Here is an 18,339-nt window from a genome sequence, read left to right as displayed (position 1 = left end):
CAGGGCTAAAAATTGGCTGGATGCGACCAACCAAAGGAGCTCTTACCTCACCGGTTGCTGGCGACCACCGTATCCGGCTGCCAGCCACCACCCAAGGCCTTGTAGATCGCCACGATGCCGCGATACAGATCCACTTCGGCCTGGGCCTGGGCGTCTTCGGCGGCCAGGCGTTCGCGCTGGGCGTCGAGCAGTACCAGGAAGTCCACGGTGCCTTCGCGATAGCGGATCGCCGCGAGGTCGGCGGCGGCGCGGCTGGATTCGCTTTGGCGGATCAGCGAGACCAGGCGTTGCTGGCGCTTGCCGTAATCGCTGAAGGCGTTCTCGGACTCTTCCAATGCCAGCAACACTTGCTGTTCATAGGTCGCCAACGCGCCATCGGCTTCGGCATTCGCGCCACGCAGACGCGCACGCACGCTGCCCAGGTCAAACGCGGCCCACGTGATGCTCGGGCCCAGGGACCAGGCATTCGCCGCGGCGGAGCCGATCTGCGAACCGCGCCCGGCGGTGAACCCGAGGAAACCGCTGAGGCTCACCCGTGGGAACAGGTCGGCCTTGGCCACGCCGATACGTGCGGTGGCGGCGGCCAGTTTGCGTTCGGCGCTGAGGATGTCCGGGCGTCGTTGCAGCAGTTGCCCCGGGTCGCCAATCGGCAGCGCCTTGGCAATCGCTGGCAGGTCTTTCGGGCTCAGGTCCACGCTCAGTTTGTCGGGGCGCTGGCCGAGGAGGGTGGCGATGCGGTTGCGCTCGCGCACTTGTTCGGCCTGCAGTTGCGGCACGCTGGCTTCAACTGCTGCCAGGCGCGCGTCGGCACGTTCCACGTCGAGCTGATCACCGACGCCGGCATCACGCAGGCTGACGGTGATGGTGCGCGATTCCTGCTGGTTCTTCAGGTTGTCCAGGGCAATGCGTTCACGCAGTTGCGCTCCACGCAGTTGACCGTAGGCATCCACCAGTTCGGCAATCATGGTGACTTGCAGTTGGTACAGGTCGGCTTCGGCCACCTGTTGGTCGGCGTCGCTGGCTTCCAGGTTGCGGCGGATGCGCCCGAATAAATCCACTTCCCAGGCCATGTCCAGGCCCAGGTCGTAGCGCTCGCTGTTGACACGCTTGGTGGTCTGCCCGGGAATCTGGCCCTTGCCCACATCGCTGCTGGCGCGAGAGGTGACCACCGGCATGATGTCGTTGGCCGCGTCATCACGGATAGCCCGTGCCGCCCGCAGGCGGGCAAAGGCTACGCGCAAATCACGGTTGCCGCTCAGCGACTGGGTTACCAGCTGGTTGAGCGTGGGGTCTTCGAACTGCTGCCACCAGATGCCTTCGTACTTGGCATGGTCGTAGCTTTTGCTGTCGGCGGCGGCCGTGATATTGGCCGCCTCCAGTGGCTGGGTCTTGTAGTCCGGGCCTACGGCACAGGCGGCGAGCGCCAGCACCAACAGGCTCGGCAGGAATACTTTCACACTCATTGCTGTGTCTCCAGCTTCAAGGCCTTGGCCGCTTTGCGCGCTTCACTGCGCTCGACATAGCGACGGATCAGTACGTAGAACACTGGTGTCAGCAACAGACCGAAGAAGGTCACACCGATCATCCCGGAGAACACCGCCACGCCCATGGCATGGCGCATCTCGGCGCCGGCACCGCTGGAGAGCACCAACGGCACCACACCCATGATGAACGCGAACGAGGTCATCAGGATCGGCCGCAGACGCAGGCGGCAGGCTTCCAGTACTGCGGCGAGCGGGTCGAGGCCTTCCTGCTGTTTATCCTTGGCGAACTCGACGATCAGAATCGCGTTCTTGCACGCCAGGCCCACCAGTACGATCAGGCCGATCTGGGTGAAGATGTTGTTGTCGCCGCCCGAGATGATCACCCCGGTAATGGCCGACAGCAGTGTCATCGGTACGATCAGGATCACCGCCAGCGGCAGGCTCCAGCTTTCGTATTGGGCGGCGAGCACCAGGAACGCCAGCAGTACGCAGAGCGGGAATACGAACAGTGCGGTATTGCCCGAGAGGATTTGCTGATAGGTCAGGTCGGTCCACTCGTAGGTCATGCCGTTGGGCAGTTCATCTTTGAGCAGCTTTTCAATCGCGGCCTGGGCCTGGCCAGAGCTGTAGCCCGGCGCGGCGTTGCCGTTGATTTCGGCGGTGATGAAGCCGTTGTAGTGCATCACACGGTCCGGGCCCGAGGTGTCGCTGACCTTGATAAAGGTCGCCAGCGGGATCATCTCGCCTCTGTTATTGCGCACTTTCAATTGGCCGATCTGGTCGGAGTCCTGGCGGAACTGCTGCTCGGCCTGCACGTTGACCTGATAGGTACGCCCGAAACGGTTGAAGTCGTTGGCATACAACGAACCCAGGTAGACCTGCAGGGTGTCGAAGATGTCGCTGATCGCCACGCCGTGAGTCTTGGCCTTTTCGCGGTCGATGGCCGCGTCCACTTGCGGCACGTTCACCGTGTAGCTGGTGAACAGGCCGAACAGTTCAGGCACGCTGTGACTCTTGGCAATCACGTTCTGCACTTCTTTATACAGCTCGTCATAGCCGAGGTTGCCACGGTCTTCGATCTGCAGGCGGAAGCCCCCGATGGTGCCCAGGCCTTGTACCGGCGGCGGCGGGAAGATCGCCATGTAGGCCTCTTCGATATTGGCGTATTGGCCGTTCAGTGCACCGGCAATCGCACCGGCGGACATGCTCGGGTCTTTACGCTCATCGAACGGCTTCAAGGTCACGAACACGATGCCGCTGTTCGGGCTGTTGGTGAACCCGTTGATCGACAGGCCCGGGAAGGCAATCGCAGCTTCCACGCCGGGTTGTTTCAGGGCGATCTCCGACATGCGCTTCATCACGTTTTCGGTGCGGTCCAGGCTTGCGGCGTCGGGCAGTTGGGCGAAGGCCACCAGGTATTGCTTGTCCTGGGCCGGTACGAAACCGGTCGGCGTGTGGGCAAACCCGAAGAACGTCAGCACCATCAAACCTGCGTAGACGAACAAGGCGATACCGCTGCCGCGAATCACTCGGCGCACGGTGCCTACATAGCCATGGCTGGCCTTTTCGAAAAAGCGGTTGAAGGGACGGAACAGCCAGCCCCCGAAGACCTTGTCGAGGAACTTGGAGAAACGGTCCTTTGGCGCGTCGTGGCCGCGCAGCAGCACAGCGGCCAGGGCAGGGGACAGGGTCAGGGAGTTGAACGCCGAGATCACGGTTGAGATCGCGATGGTCAAGGCGAACTGCTTGTAGAACTGCCCGGTCAAGCCACTGATAAAGGCGGCCGGAATGAACACCGCACACAGCACCAGCGCCGTGGCGATGATGGGGCCGGTCACTTCACTCATGGCTTTTTCGGTCGCCGGGAACGGCTCAAGCCCCAACTCGATATTACGCTCGACGTTTTCCACCACCACGATGGCGTCGTCCACCACAATACCGATCGCCAGCACCAGGCCAAACAATGACAGGGCATTGAGTGAGAACCCGAACAGGTGCATCACCGCAAAGGTACCGATCAATGAAACCGGCACCGCCACCAACGGGATGATCGAGGCGCGCCAGGTCTGCAGGAACAGGATCACCACCAGCACCACAAGGATCAGTGCTTCAAACAGGGTATGCACCACCGCTTCGATGGAGCCGCGTACAAAGATGGTCGGGTCATAGGCGATGCGATAATCCATGCCCGCCGGAAAGCTCTTTTTCAGCTCGGCCATCTTGCTGCGCACATCGTTGGAGATGTCGATGGCATTGGAGCCGGGACGCTGGAAAATCGGAATCGCAACGGCCGGCTGGTTATCGATCAGCGAGCGCAGCGCGTATTGGCTGGAGCCCAGTTCGACCCTGGCGATGTCCTTGAGGCGCGTGATTTCACCGTTGGCGCCGGCGCGAATCACGATGTTCTCGAACTCTTCTTCAGTGACCAGGCGGCCCTGGGTATTGACCGACAACTGGAAGCTGGTGTCACTCGGCGCAGGCTGGGCGCCCAGGGCACCGGCTGCCACCTGGCGGTTCTGCTCGCGGATCGCCGTGACCACATCGGTGGCGGTCAGGTTGCGCGAAGCGGTTTTGTTCGGGTCCAGCCAGACGCGCAGGGAGTAGTCGCCCATGCCGAACAACTGCACGTCACCGACGCCGCCCAGGCGGGCCAGTTCATCCTTGATATTGAGGATCGCGTAGTTGGACAGGTACAGCATGTCATAACGCTGATCCGGGGAGGTCAAGTGCACCACCATGGTCAGGTCGGGAGAGGCCTTGTCCACGGTAATACCGATGCGTGTCACTTCCTCCGGCAGCTTGGGCTGGGTACGCGTCACACGGTTTTGCACCTGCACCTGCGCGTTGTCCAGGTCGGTGCCCAGGGCGAAGGTGATGGTCAGGGTCAGCTTGCCGTCGGCGGTAGATTGCGAGGACATGTACAGCATGTTCTCAACGCCAGTGATGGCTTGCTCCAACGGCGCGGCCACGGTTTCACCGATGACTTTGGGGTTGGCGCCCGGGAAGTTGGCGCGCACCACCACGGTCGGCGGTACCACTTCCGGGTATTCGCTGATCGGCAGTTGGAACAGCGAGATTGCACCGGCAATCAGGATCAACAGCGACAGCACCGCTGCGAAGATCGGCCGTGAAATGAAGAACTTGGAAAAATTCATCTTGAGTCGTATCCCTTAACCGCGTGGAGTCGCGACGCTTGCGAGCTTGGGCGCGGGTTTTTCCGGCGCCACTTGCTCCAGGTTGCTGGCTTCAAGCGCTTGTCGTTGTTGGGCCAAGGCGGCGAGGGTTTCCTTGCTGGCCATCGGAATGGTTTCCGGTGCGACCGGCGAGCCAGGGCGCACGCGTTGCAGGCCCTTGACGATCACGGTGTCATCCTTGGTCAGGCCGCTGCGCACGATGCGCAAGCCTTCGATTTTCGGCCCCAGTTCCACCGCGCGATAAGCCGGCTTGTCGCCGTCCATCACCAGCACGAATTTTTTGCCCAGGTCAGTACCGACGGCTTCGTCGTTAATCAATACCGCCGAATAGGTACCGCTGCCGACCAGCTTCAAACGCGCATACAGGCCAGGGGTGTATTCGCCCTTGCTGTTGTCGAACACCGCGCGGCCACGGATGGTGCCGGTGGCCGGGTTGACCTGGTTGTCGACGAAGTTCATCTGGCCCAGGTGCGGGTTGCCGGTTTCGTTGGACAGGCCCAGATACACCGGGGTGGTGGCGCCACGCCGGCCTTCACGGGCCAGTTCGGTGTACTTGAGGAATACACGCTCATCGGCGTCGAAGTAGGCGTAAACCTTGTCGGTGGAGACCACGCTGGTCAGCGCGGTGGTATCGGCGGTCACCAGGTTGCCGGCGGTGATTTCGGCACGGCTGACGCGGCCACTGATAGGCGAAGTGACACGGGTAAAGCTCAAGTTCAGGCGTGCCAGGTCCAACTGCGCCTGGATCCCGGCCATGGCGGCGCGGGCTTCCTGAGCGGCGGTGGTGCGCGAGTCGGCCAGTTCAGCGGAGATCGCGTTGCTCTGACGCAGGCGTTCGCCACGTTGCGCTTCGTTTTCGCTGCGGGTGGCGGCGGCTTTGGTCTGAGCCAGTTGAGCCTCCAGGCGGCGCACTTCGGCCTGGAACGGGCGCGGGTCGATCTGGAACAGCAGGTCGCCTTTCTTGACCAAAGCGCCTTCAGTAAAAGCGACTTGGTCAATCTGGCCGGACACCCGCGGACGTATCTGCACGGTTTCCGGCGCTTCAAGGCGCCCGGTGAACTCGTCCCACTCGTTGACCGGCTGTTCCAGCACCTTGGCCACGCTGACCTTGGCTGGGGGCATGGCGGCCGCTTGTTCGGGAGACTTGCCGCACGCGCTCATCACCACCACGGCCAAGATCGCCAAGGGGAAGCGCAAAAGTTTGAGTGACTGTTCCATGAGGTGCATCCGCCAATGTATTTGAGATGGGCGGATCATGCGCGGGGAGGTGCTAGGTCACGAATCGAATGAAGCAAAGGTAACTATCATTCGGAATGATATAAGCGCGGAGGCAGCCCTCTAGCATGGGGCTTTTGTTAGGGAGCTATCAATGTGATTGATGACAAAAGACTGTTGCAGCGAATGCATGGATGCAGCCCGAGTAGGTATCGATGGGCAGTGGTGTCGCTGATTCGGCCAGAAGCTAATGCGCATCACATGGCGCAGATGTCAACTGAGAAGTCTGACAGTAGTTTGATTAATGGCGTTTGCGTAGGCTGATATTCATGCCCGGAGGGCTCTCGAAATGCCGAGCGTAGATTAATCAATCAGTTCAAGGAATTGAGCCATGAATAACACTAAACCCAGCGAGTCTTCTGGCGCAGCGAAGAATTCAAAGGTCGGCGCTGATTATTTTAACTTCATGTTTGCTCCTCCCTTTCCTATGGTAGAGGAATTTTGGAGGGCATTAGAGTTCCGCTATTATGAGTCGGACGATGGCGTTCTTATTCTTCGTGGGAGCCTTAATGAAGAGGAGACGGGGCGATTTGAGCTGCTCACCTTCAAGATGCCGCCACCTATAAAAGATGGCGAGCATGACGTAAGCAGGGATGAGGCAGGTGTTAATGCTACTTTTGCTTTACCGTCGCTCATCAAGGCGGACAGTGGGAAATTGAATATAAAAAGATTCAAGGACGGTGACAAAGATACCATCCAGGCTCAATTTTACCTGGCATTTGAATATGACAGTGTGGTCTATGATGTAGCCGGCCTAGCTTTGGTTCATGCAACGGCGGCTAGTTAAGATCACGGCGCCTCGAACGCATCGCCCAGAAAGTCGATCAAGGACCGCACCGACGGCATCAGCCCGCGCCTGGAGGGGAACACGGCGGTGATCACGCCTTCAGCGGGTTGCCATTCAGGCAATACGGCAATCAGGCGGCCATCGGCCAACTCGTCTTTCACGACGACTTGGGGCAGGTTGGCGATGCCCACGCCCGCCAGTGCTGCATTTTTCAGGGTCGACATGTCATCACTGACCAGGCGCGGCGTGTGCGCGACCTGGGCCGTCGCGCCGTCCGGCCCGGTCAGGTCCCACAGGTATTGAAGCAACGGGTTGCCCCAATGGATAGTCGCCAGCCCGGCAAGGTCAGCCGGTAGCGAGGGCAGGGGAGCGTCCTGCAAAAAAGTCGCGCTCGCCACCAGTACCTGAGGACTTTTAGCCAGTACCTTCATGACCAGCTCACTGCTTTCCAGCGGTGGGAAACACAGGTTCAAGGCCATGTCATAGCCTTCGCTGATGATGTCGACCTTGCGGTTGAAGCTCTTCACGTTCAGTTCGACGCTGGCGCATTGCGCCATGAATTGGGCGAGCATCGGCGCCACCCAGTAGTTGAGCAATGCGGTGGTGCAGCTCAAGCGGATCACGCCCCGCGGCTCTGATTTGTTGAAGGCAATCACATCTTCTGCTGACTCGGCTTCGGCAATCATCGCCACGCAATGGCGGTAATAGGCATGGCCGATATCGGTCACCTGGAATTGGCGCGTCGAACGCTGTATCAGCCGTGCCCCCAGCCTGGCTTCAAGCTGGCTGACCCTGCGGCTCAAGGTCGATTTGGGCAGGTTCAACGCTCGACCCGCCGCCGCAAACCCGCCGTGCTCGACCACCTTGGCGTAGAGGAAGAGTTCGTTGAGGTCGAACATGGGCAGTGTTCCATTTTTGAGATGCCCAAGCTTAATCCAAATCAGCCCTCACGTTGAGCGAATGTCAGCGTACTACTGATCAGTGCGTCAGTTCAGCGTATGACTGATATCCCGCAGGCGCGCGTCGCTCAGGTTGCCGGTGGATGCCAACAGGTGCAACTGGGCCATCAGGATCGCATAACGTTGTTGGGCCAGGCGTTGCTGGGTATCGGTGACTTTTTGTTGGGCATCCAGCACGTCGGTGTTGATGCGGGAACCGGCTTCGAAGCCGTGGGTCACGGCGGCAAGGTTGATCTGGCTAGAGTTCAAGGCCTGCTTGAGTGCCTGGTATTGGCTCATGCCGTTGGTGACTTGCAGGTAAGCCTGGCGCGCCTTCAGCCCGGCGTTGCGACGTGCATCTTCGACTTCGTCCGCCGCCTTGCTTTGCAGTGCATGGGCTTCGCGCACGCGACTGCTGGTGCGGCCACCGCTGTAGAGAGGAACGCTCAGTTTGACCCCGACCACGGTCTGGTTATAGCGGTTTTCCGGCAACGTCACATCGTAGACATCACCGCCGACAGAGGCGAAGCGGCCATGGGCGGCGATCAGATCCAGGGTCGGCAAATGGCCGGCCCGTTCCTTGTCGATGTCCATTTCGGCCAGGCGCTGGGCAATCTGCGCCGCCTGTACGGCAAGGTTGCCTTGTTGCGCGGTCGTGGCCCAATCATCGATGGCAGCGGGCACCGGGGCACTGAACTGCGGCTCTTTGCCTGACCACGGGCCTGCCTGTGCGGCAGTTAATTGGGTGAGCGTTTCGTTGGCAATGTCCAGTGCGCCACGGGCGGCCACCTGTTCGGCGAATGCCTGGTCGTACTTGGCCTGCACCTGGGCGAGCGCATTAGCGGTGGTGGCGCCGTCGGCCAGCAGTCGCTGGCTGCGCGTCTGGCTCTCGCGCAAGGTTTGTAGCTGTTGCGTGCGGGTGTTCAACAGTTCCTGATTGAGCAGTACGTCGAAATAAGCGCGGGCGACGCGCAGCATCAGCGCTTGGCGCGCCTGTTCGGTGTGCAGTTCACTGGCGCTGATCAACAGTTTGCTTTGGTCGTGTGCGATCACATTCTGCCAACGCAGCAGCGGCTGTGTGAGGACCACGGCGTAGGCGTTGGTGTTATTGCGATTGCGATGATAGTCGGAGGAATCCTCGGCATCGACCCAGGCCGCGCCGCCGGTGACAGACAGGTCCGGTAGCAGGTTGGCACGGCTTTGCGGTTCCTTTTCTGCCGTGGCCAATTGCTGGGCCTGGGCGGCGGCGAACTGCATGTCGTGGGTCAACGCCTTCTGGTACAGCTGGTACAAGTCATCTGCCAACACCTGAGTGGGCGCGCAGGCGAGTGCCAGCCAATACAGCGGCATGAGCAGCGGGGTGGTGTTCAGATGCAGGCCTGGAATACGCAAGGGGTGTGCTCCACTGAAAGATTTATCGACTGATGTGGCTTTTGCGCATCATCAGCACCATGGGAATCCCGATGGCCATCACCGCTCCCAAGGTGCCGAACAGCATGCTGAACGCCAGCATTTGCCCTTGTTCGCGCGCTTGCAGGTAAGGCATCAGGGCCAGGGCTTGTTGATGGCTCGCCAAGCCCAGGGAAAGAAACAACGGGTCGGTTTCCACACCTCCCCAACCACTGGCCACCAGGCTCGATTCGGTGACATGCTCGGAGAGCAGGCGATAGCGTTCCCAGGAGAACCGTGTGAGCAAGGTGGCTGCGATGGCGATGCCCACGCTGCCCCCCAACTGGCGCATCAGGTTGAGTACGCCTGAGGCGCCGGAGATCAATGTCAGCGGCAGGCGACGCATCGCCAGGTTGGTCAGCGGCACGAAGATCATGCCCAGCCCCAGGCCGCGGATCACCAACGGCCAGTACAGCGAGTCGGGGTTACTGTCGAGAGTGAACTGGGTGTGCAGGAACATCGCATAGCAGTACATGACAATGCCCAGGGTGACGAACACACGCTCGTCGATCTTGTTTTCCTGGGACAGCTTGCCGATCACCAAGGTGCTGATGGCGCTGGCCACCGCCCCGGGGAAAATCACCAACCCGCTCTGGTAAGCGCTCTGCGCCAGCAGGGTCTGCAAGAACAGCGGCACCATGAACAACGTGCTGTACAGCCCGAAGCCCACGCAGAACGCGCAGATGCACCCCATCAGGAATTCGCGGTTCTGGAACAGCGCGACGTTGACGATCGGGTTGGCCACACGCCGCTCCCACCAGAAGAAACCCACCAGGCTGAAGCTGCTGAGCAACAGGCAGGCCACGGTCCAGTTGGACGCCATCCAGTCCCAGTGCTCGCCGCGCTCCAGCAGGATCTGCAGGCTGCCCACGCCCAGCGCCAGCAAACAAAAGCCGCTGTAGTCGACACTGGAAGGTTTTTGTTCGTTGGGCGAGTCGTTGATGCACAGCCAGCACAACAACAAGGCCACGGCACCGATCGGCAAGTTGATCAGGAAGATCCAATGCCACGACAACGTGTCGATCAGGTAGCCGCCGACGGTCGGACCCAAGGTGGGCCCCATCATCACGCCCACGCCGTAAAGCGCCATGCCGCTGCTGACCTTTTCCTTGGGGAACACGTCGTAGATGATTGCCTGGGAAATCCCCAGCAACCCGCCGCCCGCCAGGCCTTGCAGCACCCGGAACGCGACCAGTTGCCAAAGTTCGGCAGACATCGCGCAACCCAACGATGCCAGCACGAACAGCGCGGTAGAGACCAGGTAATAAGTCCGCCGGCCGAACCACGCCGACAGCCAGCCACTGACCGGCAGAATCACCACGTTGGCCACCACATAACCGGTGGAGACCCAGGAGATTTCATCCACCGACGCCCCGTAGGTGCCCATCAGGCTGGGAATCGCTACGTTGACGATGGTGACATCGAGCAGCTCCATCATCGACACCAGCGTGACGGTCAGCGCAATCAGATAAGGCGACTTCATAGCGTGTGGCCGGCGTCGTCAGGTGCGGCCACTTCGACAAACGCGCTCATGCCCGGGCTCAACAGCGGCTTGTAGTCATCCGGCACATCGTGGAGCGCGATGCGCACCTGCACGCGCTGCACCACCTTGGTGAAGTTGCCCGTGGCATTCTCCTGGGGCAGCAATGAGAACTTGGCTCCGGTAGCCGGTGCCAGGCTTTCGACGACGCCGTCGAAGGCGTGCCCGGGGAAGGCGTCCACGGTGACGCGGGCAGTCTGGCCCACGCGCACGCGGCCCACCTGGGTCTCCTTGAAGTTGGCGGTAATCCACAGTGCGTCGGTGGCGATCAGGCTCATGAGCTTTTGGCCAGCGACCACAAACTGGCCGGGTTCCACCTCTTTTTTCGAGACAATGCTGCGCATCGGCGCGGTCTGGCGGGTGTCGTTGAGCTGGATCCTGGATTGTTCCAGCTCAGCTTGCGCGGCCGCGATCCGATAGTCCTGCACCTTGAGTTCGGCTTTGTTGGCCAAGGTACTTTGAGCGGCGGCCTGGGCGTTGCTGCGCGCCACTCCCTGGGCGTGGCTGAGGGCGTCGAAACGCGCCTTGGCCACTTCCAGGTCCTGGGTGCTCAGCACGCCTTGGGCGCCGAGGCGACGGGCACGCTGGTAGTCGTTGCGCGCTTGCTCAAGGTTGGCGCTTGCTTGAGCCAGGGCCGCCTGCGCGGCCTCGCGCATGGCCACCGCGCCGAGCACCTGACTGTCCAGCGCGCCGGGCACGCCTGCGCGCCCGGCGGCGGCGAGCAATGCTTGCCACTGTGCTTCGCGCTGCTGCAACTGATAGCGGTACTCGCTGTCGCGGATCTGAAACAGCAGGTCGCCGCTTTGTACCCTGACGTTGTCCACCACCGGCACACTGATCACCACGCCCGAAAGCTTGGCTCGTACCGGGATGATCACCCCGTCGAGCTCGGCGTTGTCGGTACTCACGTAGGTGCTGGAATACTGCCAGCGCTGCCAGCCCAGTATCAGCAACCCGCCGACCACGACGCCGCACAGCGTCAGTTTTATCAACTTGCCTTTGGTCATGTGGTACTCCCTGTCGATGCGCGTTGAGGTCAAGCAGGCTCAGAAACGGTGTGGACCTCCCGCGCAGGACGGCTCACCGTCGGCTGAGCCTTGTCCAGCAGGAACTGATGCACGCCATTCCACAGGTCAATCCGTGAGTTGATTGCGGTTTTCGCACTCTCGACCATGTGCAGGTGTTGCGCGGGGCTGGTGACGATTTCGGCGATGATGCGTTTGGCCGCCGGGCCGTGATCGTCACCATCCATCTCGATGTGGCGCTTCAAGTAATACGTGAGCATCGGTACATCGCGTTCACTGACCGACCATTGCGACAGCAGGCGACCAAACATGTCGGGGATAATGTCTTCACGCCCGAAGAAGAAGTACGCCAGGACCGCTTCGGTGCTGCCGTGTTGTGCAACATCGAGGGTCTGGCACATGAACACTTTGGCGGCCGTCGGAATCTGCGCGTCGTTGAGCGCCTTAGCCAGAGGCACCTTGGCCTGGATGGCGGCCAGGAAGCAGCGGAATACGCTGCTGTCGGCGCCGATTTCATCCATGGCGGCGAGGTACAGGTCCAGGTGGCTGATAAAACCGCCCGCGGGGTGCTCGTCGGTCTCTTCACCCACCACGATTTCGTTGATCAGGCGCGCGGCGGTGATGTGGACCGGCGGTACCCAGGGCAACTCCACGCACGTGAGGTCGCGCTGGATACGCTTGAGCAAGGTCATGAAGTCCCAGACGGCGAACACGTGAAACTCCATCAGGGTGCGTACATCTTCTACGCTGCGGATACTGCCGAACAGTGGGTGACTGAACAGCTGTTCGCGCTCGGTTTCAATGTGGCTGTCGATATCAAAAGGCATGCGTGCTCCTGCGGCCTGAAGGGTCAGGCCCAAAATCCATCGGAAATTAAGGGTGTGTGTCGTTTACCGTGTTTGTACGATAAGGATGGCGACCGGTGGCGTACCGGAAGGAGCGCACAAAGTGCTTTTCCAGCAGGTATTGCCGGCTTTCGTACCATCCCGCTTCCAGCAGTTGACGGTGTACCTTGGGCAGTCGCCAGCAAGGCACCGCGGGGTAAAAATGATGTTCCAGGTGAAAGTTCGAGCCCGCGTGCAGCCAGGTGTTGAGACGCGAAGTGCGTGAACGCGCTGGCGGCAACAGATGGCCTGTGTCGAAAGCATGTTCCTGATAAGCGTTGACCGCCGACAGCAGGAACGCCACCGCCAGGCTCAAGGAAAACCCCAACAACAGGCCGTCGACTAGCCAGATAGCCAGCCCATACAGGCTGAGCCATACAACCTGGCAGGCGATATTGCAGCGGGCCAGCCATTGCACTTGCGCCGAACTCAACGGCAGCGCCGAAGGATTGACCAATGGCCCGAACGCCAGGCGCCAGGTGGTCTGCAGATAACGCAGGGTGGCAATCAAGCGCGACAGGGTGATGCGGCTCGCCAGTGTGTGATAACGCGAAAAGAGCTGGTAGTCCGGGTCTTTCGCGCTGTTGCTGTACCGGTGGTGTTGCCAATGGTCGACGAAGTAACCGGTCACACAGAACCCCGGCAGCAGCGAACTGGTAGCAATGCCCAGGTAGCAACTGCGCATGGGGTTCGCGCTCAGGTTGAAGTGGAAGCCTTCATGCCCAAGGATCGCTTGCAGAAATAACCCATATCCCGCCAATACCACCAATGGCAAACACACCAGCGTCCACAGGGTGGAGGCTGTGTTGGCCACCCACACAAACAGCGCGAGTGGCAGCAGGTACAGGCTCAAGGTGTAGGCGATGATCAGCAAGGATTCCCTCGATCGGGCCTTGAACAAGGCACGGTCGAGACGGACCTGGGGCTTGGGGTGTAAATGGCTGGCCATTGGCGAGGGCTTACTCGATCAGTTCAGGGTTGAGCACCAGATGACCGCCACGCGTGAGCGTACGCAGGCGCATGGCGATAAAGGCATCGACCACGCTCGGCACGCTGCGCGCGGTGTACATGGCCAGCGTGCCCATGAACGTCAGCCCCCGGTTGCGCAGGCCATTTTTCTGGCAGGCGCGCACCAGGCCGTTCGCGGCGGCATCCAGTTTTTCTTCCAGGGACAGCAGGGTCTTGTCACCCCACTTGAAGGTCACCAGGCGTTTGACCGACAGGCCCACACGCTGCGCGGGCAAGTGGATCGCCGTGTCGATGAACCCCGGGTACACCGTGACCACGTCAAGCTCCCCGCGATACTGCATGCGCAGCACATCCGAATAAGCGCTCAGCGCCCGTTTGCTCGCAGCATAGGCGGCCACGTAGGGCGCATTCACCAGCGCGAACAATGAGGACACGTTGACCACTTTGCCGCGCTTTCGCAGTAGCCCCGGCAGGAACCCCGAAGTCAGTTGCCAAGGCGCGAACAGGTTGACGTCCACTGCGCGGGTCACCTCATCGGTGACCCCGGTTTCGCCGCGTTCCAGTGTCAGGGTGCCGGCGTTATTGACCAGAATGTCGATGTCGCCGAAATCGGTGCTGATAGCGCTGATCACGTTGGCCACGGCGTGGCGGTCACACAGGTCGACTTGATAAAACGCGTCCAGCAGGCCGCTGTCTTGCGGTGCGAGGATATCGAGGCCAATCACGGTGGCGCCCAGTCGCTTGAGCTTGCTGGCCGCGGCGAAACCCAGGCCGCGCGCGGTACCGGTGATAACAATGGTTTTTCCGAGCAGGTTCATGAGTGCGCTCCGGTCATGCTGAAGGTTGATGCGGACAGGTAGGTGTCAAGGTTGGTCGCCATCGAGATCCTGGCCGGTGGATGAAATTGCAAGCCGCGGCAGGCCATCAGTCCGTTGGAACTCAGGTTGCTGGTGATGAACGCCATCCCGCCCAACATGGCGTGGGCCTGGTCGGAGAGCTGGGCAAGCCGTTGCTCGATGCCATAACGCACCAGCAGCAGACGGGCCAACACGTTAGGCAAGTCCTGTGGGTTACGCTCGATATCCAGGGCCGCGCCTTCCAGGGCACTGATCGCCAATTGCAGGTCGGCTGCCAGGTCCACGCGGTGATGCGCGGTCCAGCGAGCGGCGTCTGTGACCGACTCGATCAGGCTGGCGCAGGCACCCACATAAGATGCGCAGATCAACAGTTCGAACCAGATGAAACCCACGGTTTGCACGTCTCCCAGTTGGTGCGTGTAACCGGCGGAAAACACCATGCGCTCGGGCACCAGCACTTCGTTGAGGCGTACTTCGATGCTTTCTGCGCCGGCCAGGGCGCTGTTCTGCCAGAAAGGATTACGGCTGATGCCCGCTGCAGTGGCCGGAATCAATGCGACCATCAGCTCTTCGCCACCAGGGGTTTGGCGGATATAGCTGGCGGTGAGCAAGTCCATCGACTGCCCAAGGCAGCAGGGCTTCTTGCTGCCGCTGAGTAACACCCCGTCTGGGGTGTGCACTGCCTGCATGGCCGAGTCGAGAATGCCCGCTCCGGAGGTGCCCTCGGCAAACCCCGAAGACAGCAGCAAGCGGTTTTGCGCGACGGCGGCCAGCAACAGGCCTTCGGCGCCGCCGCCGTTTTGCGTGAGTGCCAATAGGCTCGCCACGGAAAACTGGTGCATGGTGCTGGCCACCGCCAGCGAGGGCGAGCGGGCGCCCAGGGCGATCTGCACATGCACTGCGTCAAGGATGTTCGCGCCCAGCCCGCCGGCTTCACGGTTGACCAGCAGACCTACCGGGCCATGTTGCTTGAACAGGGCGATGACCTCGCTCTGTGGCGCTTCGCGCTGGGCACTCGGAATGGCCGCCAAACGCTCGTCAAAACCCGGGGCGTAGCGTTCAAGCAAATCGCGTGAGCGATTGAGTAACGACAGTGACATGGTTCAGGCCTTCAAGTAGCTCGCCGGAAACAGGCCGGTGATGATCGAGTGGATGTTGTCCCGGATAGCTTGTTTAGCCACAGGGTCGAGCATGTCCGCGAGCATCGGCAGGCCCAGGTCGAAGCGTGATTTGAAGGTGATGATCGCGTCTTTGCCATCCGGCAAGACGTGCCAGGTGCCGGAGAAGTGATCGACGTCGCCGGCCATCTGCTCGAAATGAATCTCTCGGGTGTCGGCATTGAAGGTGTCACGCTCCTGCCACTTGAGAATGCCGCTGTGGAAGTTGACCTCCCAGGACGTGAACGACACCTGGTCGCTGACCTTGTTGATGCTGATATTGCGCACCGATTCGCAGAGCTCGACGTAGTTGCTGAAATCGCTGATCACCGCAAATACTTCATCAGCGCAGGCATGGGGGATATGGGCCTGCACGTTGACTTCTTGCATGGGGGAAAACTCCATTTAAAGGGATGGCATCGAAGTGGTCAGCGCCTGGGCGAAGCCTTCGATCAGCCAGTTGCAATCCTGGGCCGTCAGCAGTGGCGACGGCGTGAGCCTTAGCACCCGGTGGTCATTGAGCGAGTGGCACACAATGATGCGTTGCTCGATCAGCGCCATGACCATGTTGGCGGCGATTGAGGCCTCGGCGAATTCAAAGCCCAGCAGCAAGCCCGCGCTGCGCAGTTGCACGCGTTCGGCCAAGTCCTGTTGCTGCAACAGCGCGCTGAAGCGGGCGTGCAGGTCCTGGCCGAGCAGGCGGGCACGCGTGACCAGGTCTTCTTGCACCATCACTTGCAGCGTGGCCTGCACAGCCGCCATGGCCAGCGGGTTGGCGCCGAAGGTCGAGGTATGGACCGTAGGGTTGCGATTGAACGGCGCGTAGATCTCGGCGCGGGCCACCATGGCGCTCACCGGTACGCAGCCGCCGGACAGGCTTTTACCCACCAGCATGATGTCGGGCACCACCTGTTCCTGATCGCAGCCCCACCAATAGCCGGTGCGACCCAGGCCAGACTGGATTTCGTCGATAATCAGCACGGCGCCATATTGATCGCACAGTTGGCGCACGCGCCTGAGGTAGCCGGATGGCGGCAGGATCACCCCCGCTTCGGCCTGGATCGGTTCGAGGATCACACAAGCCTTATCCGGCGATGCGCGCAGTTGCTGCTCCAGCGCGACGCTGTCGCCAAACGGCACGAACTCGCTGTTGCTGAGCAACCCGCTGAAAGGCTCTCGGTAGCTCTCGCGGCCAGTGACCGCAAGGGCGCCGAGGGTCTTGCCGTGGAAGCCTCCGAGCGTCGACAGCGTGCGGCGGCAACCGTTGAGGCGGGCGAGTTTCAAGCCGGCTTCGGTGGCCTCGGCGCCCGAGTTGCAAAAGAACACATAGTCAAGGTCACCCGGGCACAGTGCCGCCAGAGCGTGGGCAGCAAAGGCCTGTTGTGGGTTGAGCAACAACTTGCTGGCCAAAGCGTTTTGCTGCAGTTGCCGAGTAACCGCTTCCACGACGACCGGGTGGCCGTGCCCGAGGAAAAACACGCCATAGCCGCCTGCATCCAGGTATTGGCGGCCTTGCTCGTCGTAGATGTAGACGCCACGGCTGGACTGCTCGATTGGCAGGTTCATCAGCGACGCGAGGCGTGCGTAGCCTGAGTTGACGTGCTGGCGTAGGTATTGGTCGACCTGTGCGGCGTCGAGAGTAGGTTCGATAACAGTGTGGTTCATGCCACGCTCGCTTCTGTGGGCGTTGTCACCGGCTGCTTGAGCATGCGCGTCAGAGCCCCCAGCTTGGGCGCCAGGTGGTTGAGCGAGAGCAGCAACTCACGGCTGACATCGCGTTGGCTGAATGCCGGCTCGCCGAGTAACTGCGGCAATGAAGTGGGCAGTGGCGTGCGCAGGCAGGCATAGCGGCACAACTGGGTGGCACGGGTCAGGGCGGCCTGGATATTGCCGCTCAGCGCCGGTAGAAATACCGGGCGGATCAACCGTTCATAAATGTCCGGCGCCATGCAGCGTGGCCGTGTGAAGGGTCGTTTCTGGGTGTCCATGGACTGGCACATCAGGTCCAGCAGACCCGTCAGATCCAGGGCCTGCGGGCCGCTGGTGAGAAAATAATCGTCGCCGATCAAACGCTGGTGCAGCGCGTTGGCGATCGCTCGCGCCGCGACGTCACGGGCGATCAGGTCGACATAGCCAGCAGGCGGGCAGGGCACGATGGGCAGCACGCCAGACATCATCAGCCCCATGGTCATATGGAAACCCTGGAAGTTGGGCATATGCCCGGTGCTGGCGTCGCCGATGATGATGGACGGACGAAAGATCGACACGTCGATGCCGGCCGAGCGTACCAGGGTTTCGGCCTGACGCTTGGCGACTTCGTAAGGCGTTTCTGCTTGTACGCCTTCGTAATAGTCGCAGGGGTGAGTAAAGGCGGTGCTGATGTGATACAGCGGCACCTTGGCGTGCTGCACAAAGGCCACGACGTTTTCGGTGCCGAGGTAGTTCACCGAAAAGATCTGGTCGATATCACCGTCCAAGCGCGTCACCGCCGCGGCGTGGATCACCCAGTCGACACGCTCAACCAGCGCCGCATAAACGTCGCTGGCCAGGCCCAGGTCAGCGCTGCAAATATCACCCTTGAGCACTTCCACTCGGGGATCGCGGATACGGCTTTTGCGCGCCAGGCAGACCAAGTGAAAGTCCTCTGCCAGGCAGTCGATCAGTGACTCACCGAGCACCCCTGAGCCTCCAGTGAGAAGGACGGTTAATTTTTGCTGTGCTGACATGTAGGGCGCATCCTGCGGATTCATCGAAAGAATTCATGGTGCGTTTCGCCGAAT

Annotated in this window: 15 protein-coding genes; 1 reads left to right on the top strand and 14 read right to left on the bottom strand. The window is 61.0% G+C overall.

Annotation, left to right across the window (positions count from 1 at the left end):
- Nucleotides 1-47: 47 nt before the first annotated feature.
- From JMV15_RS08950 to mexE, 3 genes are read right to left on the bottom strand one after another with little or no spacing between them, the layout of a single operon-like run.
- Complete coding sequence (locus JMV15_RS08950) at nt 48-1,463, bottom strand: efflux transporter outer membrane subunit (RefSeq protein ID WP_014718375.1); 1,416 nt, start codon at nt 1,461-1,463, stop codon at nt 48-50.
- Entirely contained in the window at nt 1,460-4,639 is a 3,180-nt protein-coding gene (locus JMV15_RS08945) for an efflux RND transporter permease subunit (protein WP_003191086.1), read from the bottom strand. The genes JMV15_RS08950 and JMV15_RS08945 overlap by 4 nt, the downstream gene beginning before the upstream one ends.
- 15 nt (nt 4,640-4,654) lie before the next feature.
- Nucleotides 4,655-5,896 (bottom strand): multidrug efflux RND transporter periplasmic adaptor subunit MexE, encoded by a 1,242-nt coding sequence (gene mexE / locus JMV15_RS08940; protein ID WP_019820113.1) that lies wholly within the window; start codon nt 5,894-5,896, stop codon nt 4,655-4,657.
- 388 nt (nt 5,897-6,284) lie between these two features.
- Between mexE and JMV15_RS08935 the strand changes: the two genes are divergently transcribed.
- Nucleotides 6,285-6,740, top strand: coding sequence for a hypothetical protein (locus JMV15_RS08935; protein ID WP_019820112.1), 456 nt, complete (start codon nt 6,285-6,287; stop codon nt 6,738-6,740).
- A gap of 2 nt (nt 6,741-6,742) precedes the next feature.
- Here the strand turns inward: JMV15_RS08935 and JMV15_RS08930 are convergent, their stop codons facing one another.
- The 11 genes from JMV15_RS08930 to JMV15_RS08880 form a co-directional block, all read right to left on the bottom strand.
- Nucleotides 6,743-7,639: a LysR substrate-binding domain-containing protein gene (locus tag JMV15_RS08930; protein WP_019820111.1), complete on the bottom strand. Its 897-nt coding sequence runs from the start codon at nt 7,637-7,639 to the stop codon at nt 6,743-6,745.
- An 87-nt stretch (nt 7,640-7,726) separates the two neighbouring features.
- Nucleotides 7,727-9,070, bottom strand: a complete 1,344-nt coding sequence (locus JMV15_RS08925) for a TolC family outer membrane protein (RefSeq protein ID WP_014718378.1) — start codon at nt 9,068-9,070, stop codon at nt 7,727-7,729.
- A 22-nt stretch (nt 9,071-9,092) separates the two neighbouring features.
- Complete coding sequence (locus tag JMV15_RS08920; protein WP_060766467.1) at nt 9,093-10,610, bottom strand: DHA2 family efflux MFS transporter permease subunit; 1,518 nt, start codon at nt 10,608-10,610, stop codon at nt 9,093-9,095.
- On the bottom strand, nt 10,607-11,674 hold the full coding sequence (locus tag JMV15_RS08915) for an HlyD family secretion protein (protein ID WP_014718380.1): 1,068 nt from the start codon (nt 11,672-11,674) through the stop codon (nt 10,607-10,609). The genes JMV15_RS08920 and JMV15_RS08915 overlap by 4 nt, the downstream gene beginning before the upstream one ends.
- 29 nt (nt 11,675-11,703) lie before the next feature.
- A complete protein-coding gene (locus tag JMV15_RS08910; RefSeq protein ID WP_103451302.1) occupies nt 11,704-12,519 on the bottom strand; it encodes a DUF3050 domain-containing protein in 816 nt (271 codons plus the stop codon).
- A 46-nt stretch (nt 12,520-12,565) separates the two neighbouring features.
- Nucleotides 12,566-13,525: a fatty acid desaturase family protein gene (locus tag JMV15_RS08905; protein ID WP_014718382.1), complete on the bottom strand. Its 960-nt coding sequence runs from the start codon at nt 13,523-13,525 to the stop codon at nt 12,566-12,568.
- 10 nt (nt 13,526-13,535) lie between these two features.
- Nucleotides 13,536-14,363, bottom strand: coding sequence for an SDR family NAD(P)-dependent oxidoreductase (locus JMV15_RS08900; RefSeq protein WP_014718383.1), 828 nt, complete (start codon nt 14,361-14,363; stop codon nt 13,536-13,538).
- A complete protein-coding gene (locus tag JMV15_RS08895) occupies nt 14,360-15,502 on the bottom strand; it encodes an acyl-CoA dehydrogenase family protein (protein ID WP_014718384.1) in 1,143 nt (380 codons plus the stop codon). The genes JMV15_RS08900 and JMV15_RS08895 overlap by 4 nt, the downstream gene beginning before the upstream one ends.
- A 3-nt stretch (nt 15,503-15,505) precedes the next feature.
- The gene (locus tag JMV15_RS08890) at nt 15,506-15,949 is read right to left on the bottom strand and encodes a type II toxin-antitoxin system RatA family toxin (RefSeq protein WP_019820107.1); all 444 of its coding nucleotides are present in this window, start codon (nt 15,947-15,949) and stop codon (nt 15,506-15,508) included.
- Nucleotides 15,950-15,964: 15 nt separating this feature from the next.
- Complete coding sequence (locus JMV15_RS08885; RefSeq protein WP_019820106.1) at nt 15,965-17,224, bottom strand: aspartate aminotransferase family protein; 1,260 nt, start codon at nt 17,222-17,224, stop codon at nt 15,965-15,967.
- Nucleotides 17,221-18,285 (bottom strand): SDR family oxidoreductase, encoded by a 1,065-nt coding sequence (locus JMV15_RS08880; protein WP_074059141.1) that lies wholly within the window; start codon nt 18,283-18,285, stop codon nt 17,221-17,223. The genes JMV15_RS08885 and JMV15_RS08880 overlap by 4 nt, the downstream gene beginning before the upstream one ends.
- Between the last annotated feature and the right edge of the window lie 54 nt (nt 18,286-18,339).

Source organism: Pseudomonas paracarnis (assembly GCF_904063055.1).
Taxonomy (GTDB): Bacteria; Pseudomonadota; Gammaproteobacteria; order Pseudomonadales; family Pseudomonadaceae; genus Aquipseudomonas; species Aquipseudomonas paracarnis.
The sequence above is the reverse complement of the archived record's forward strand: the minus strand, read 5'-3'. Positions and strand labels throughout refer to the sequence as shown.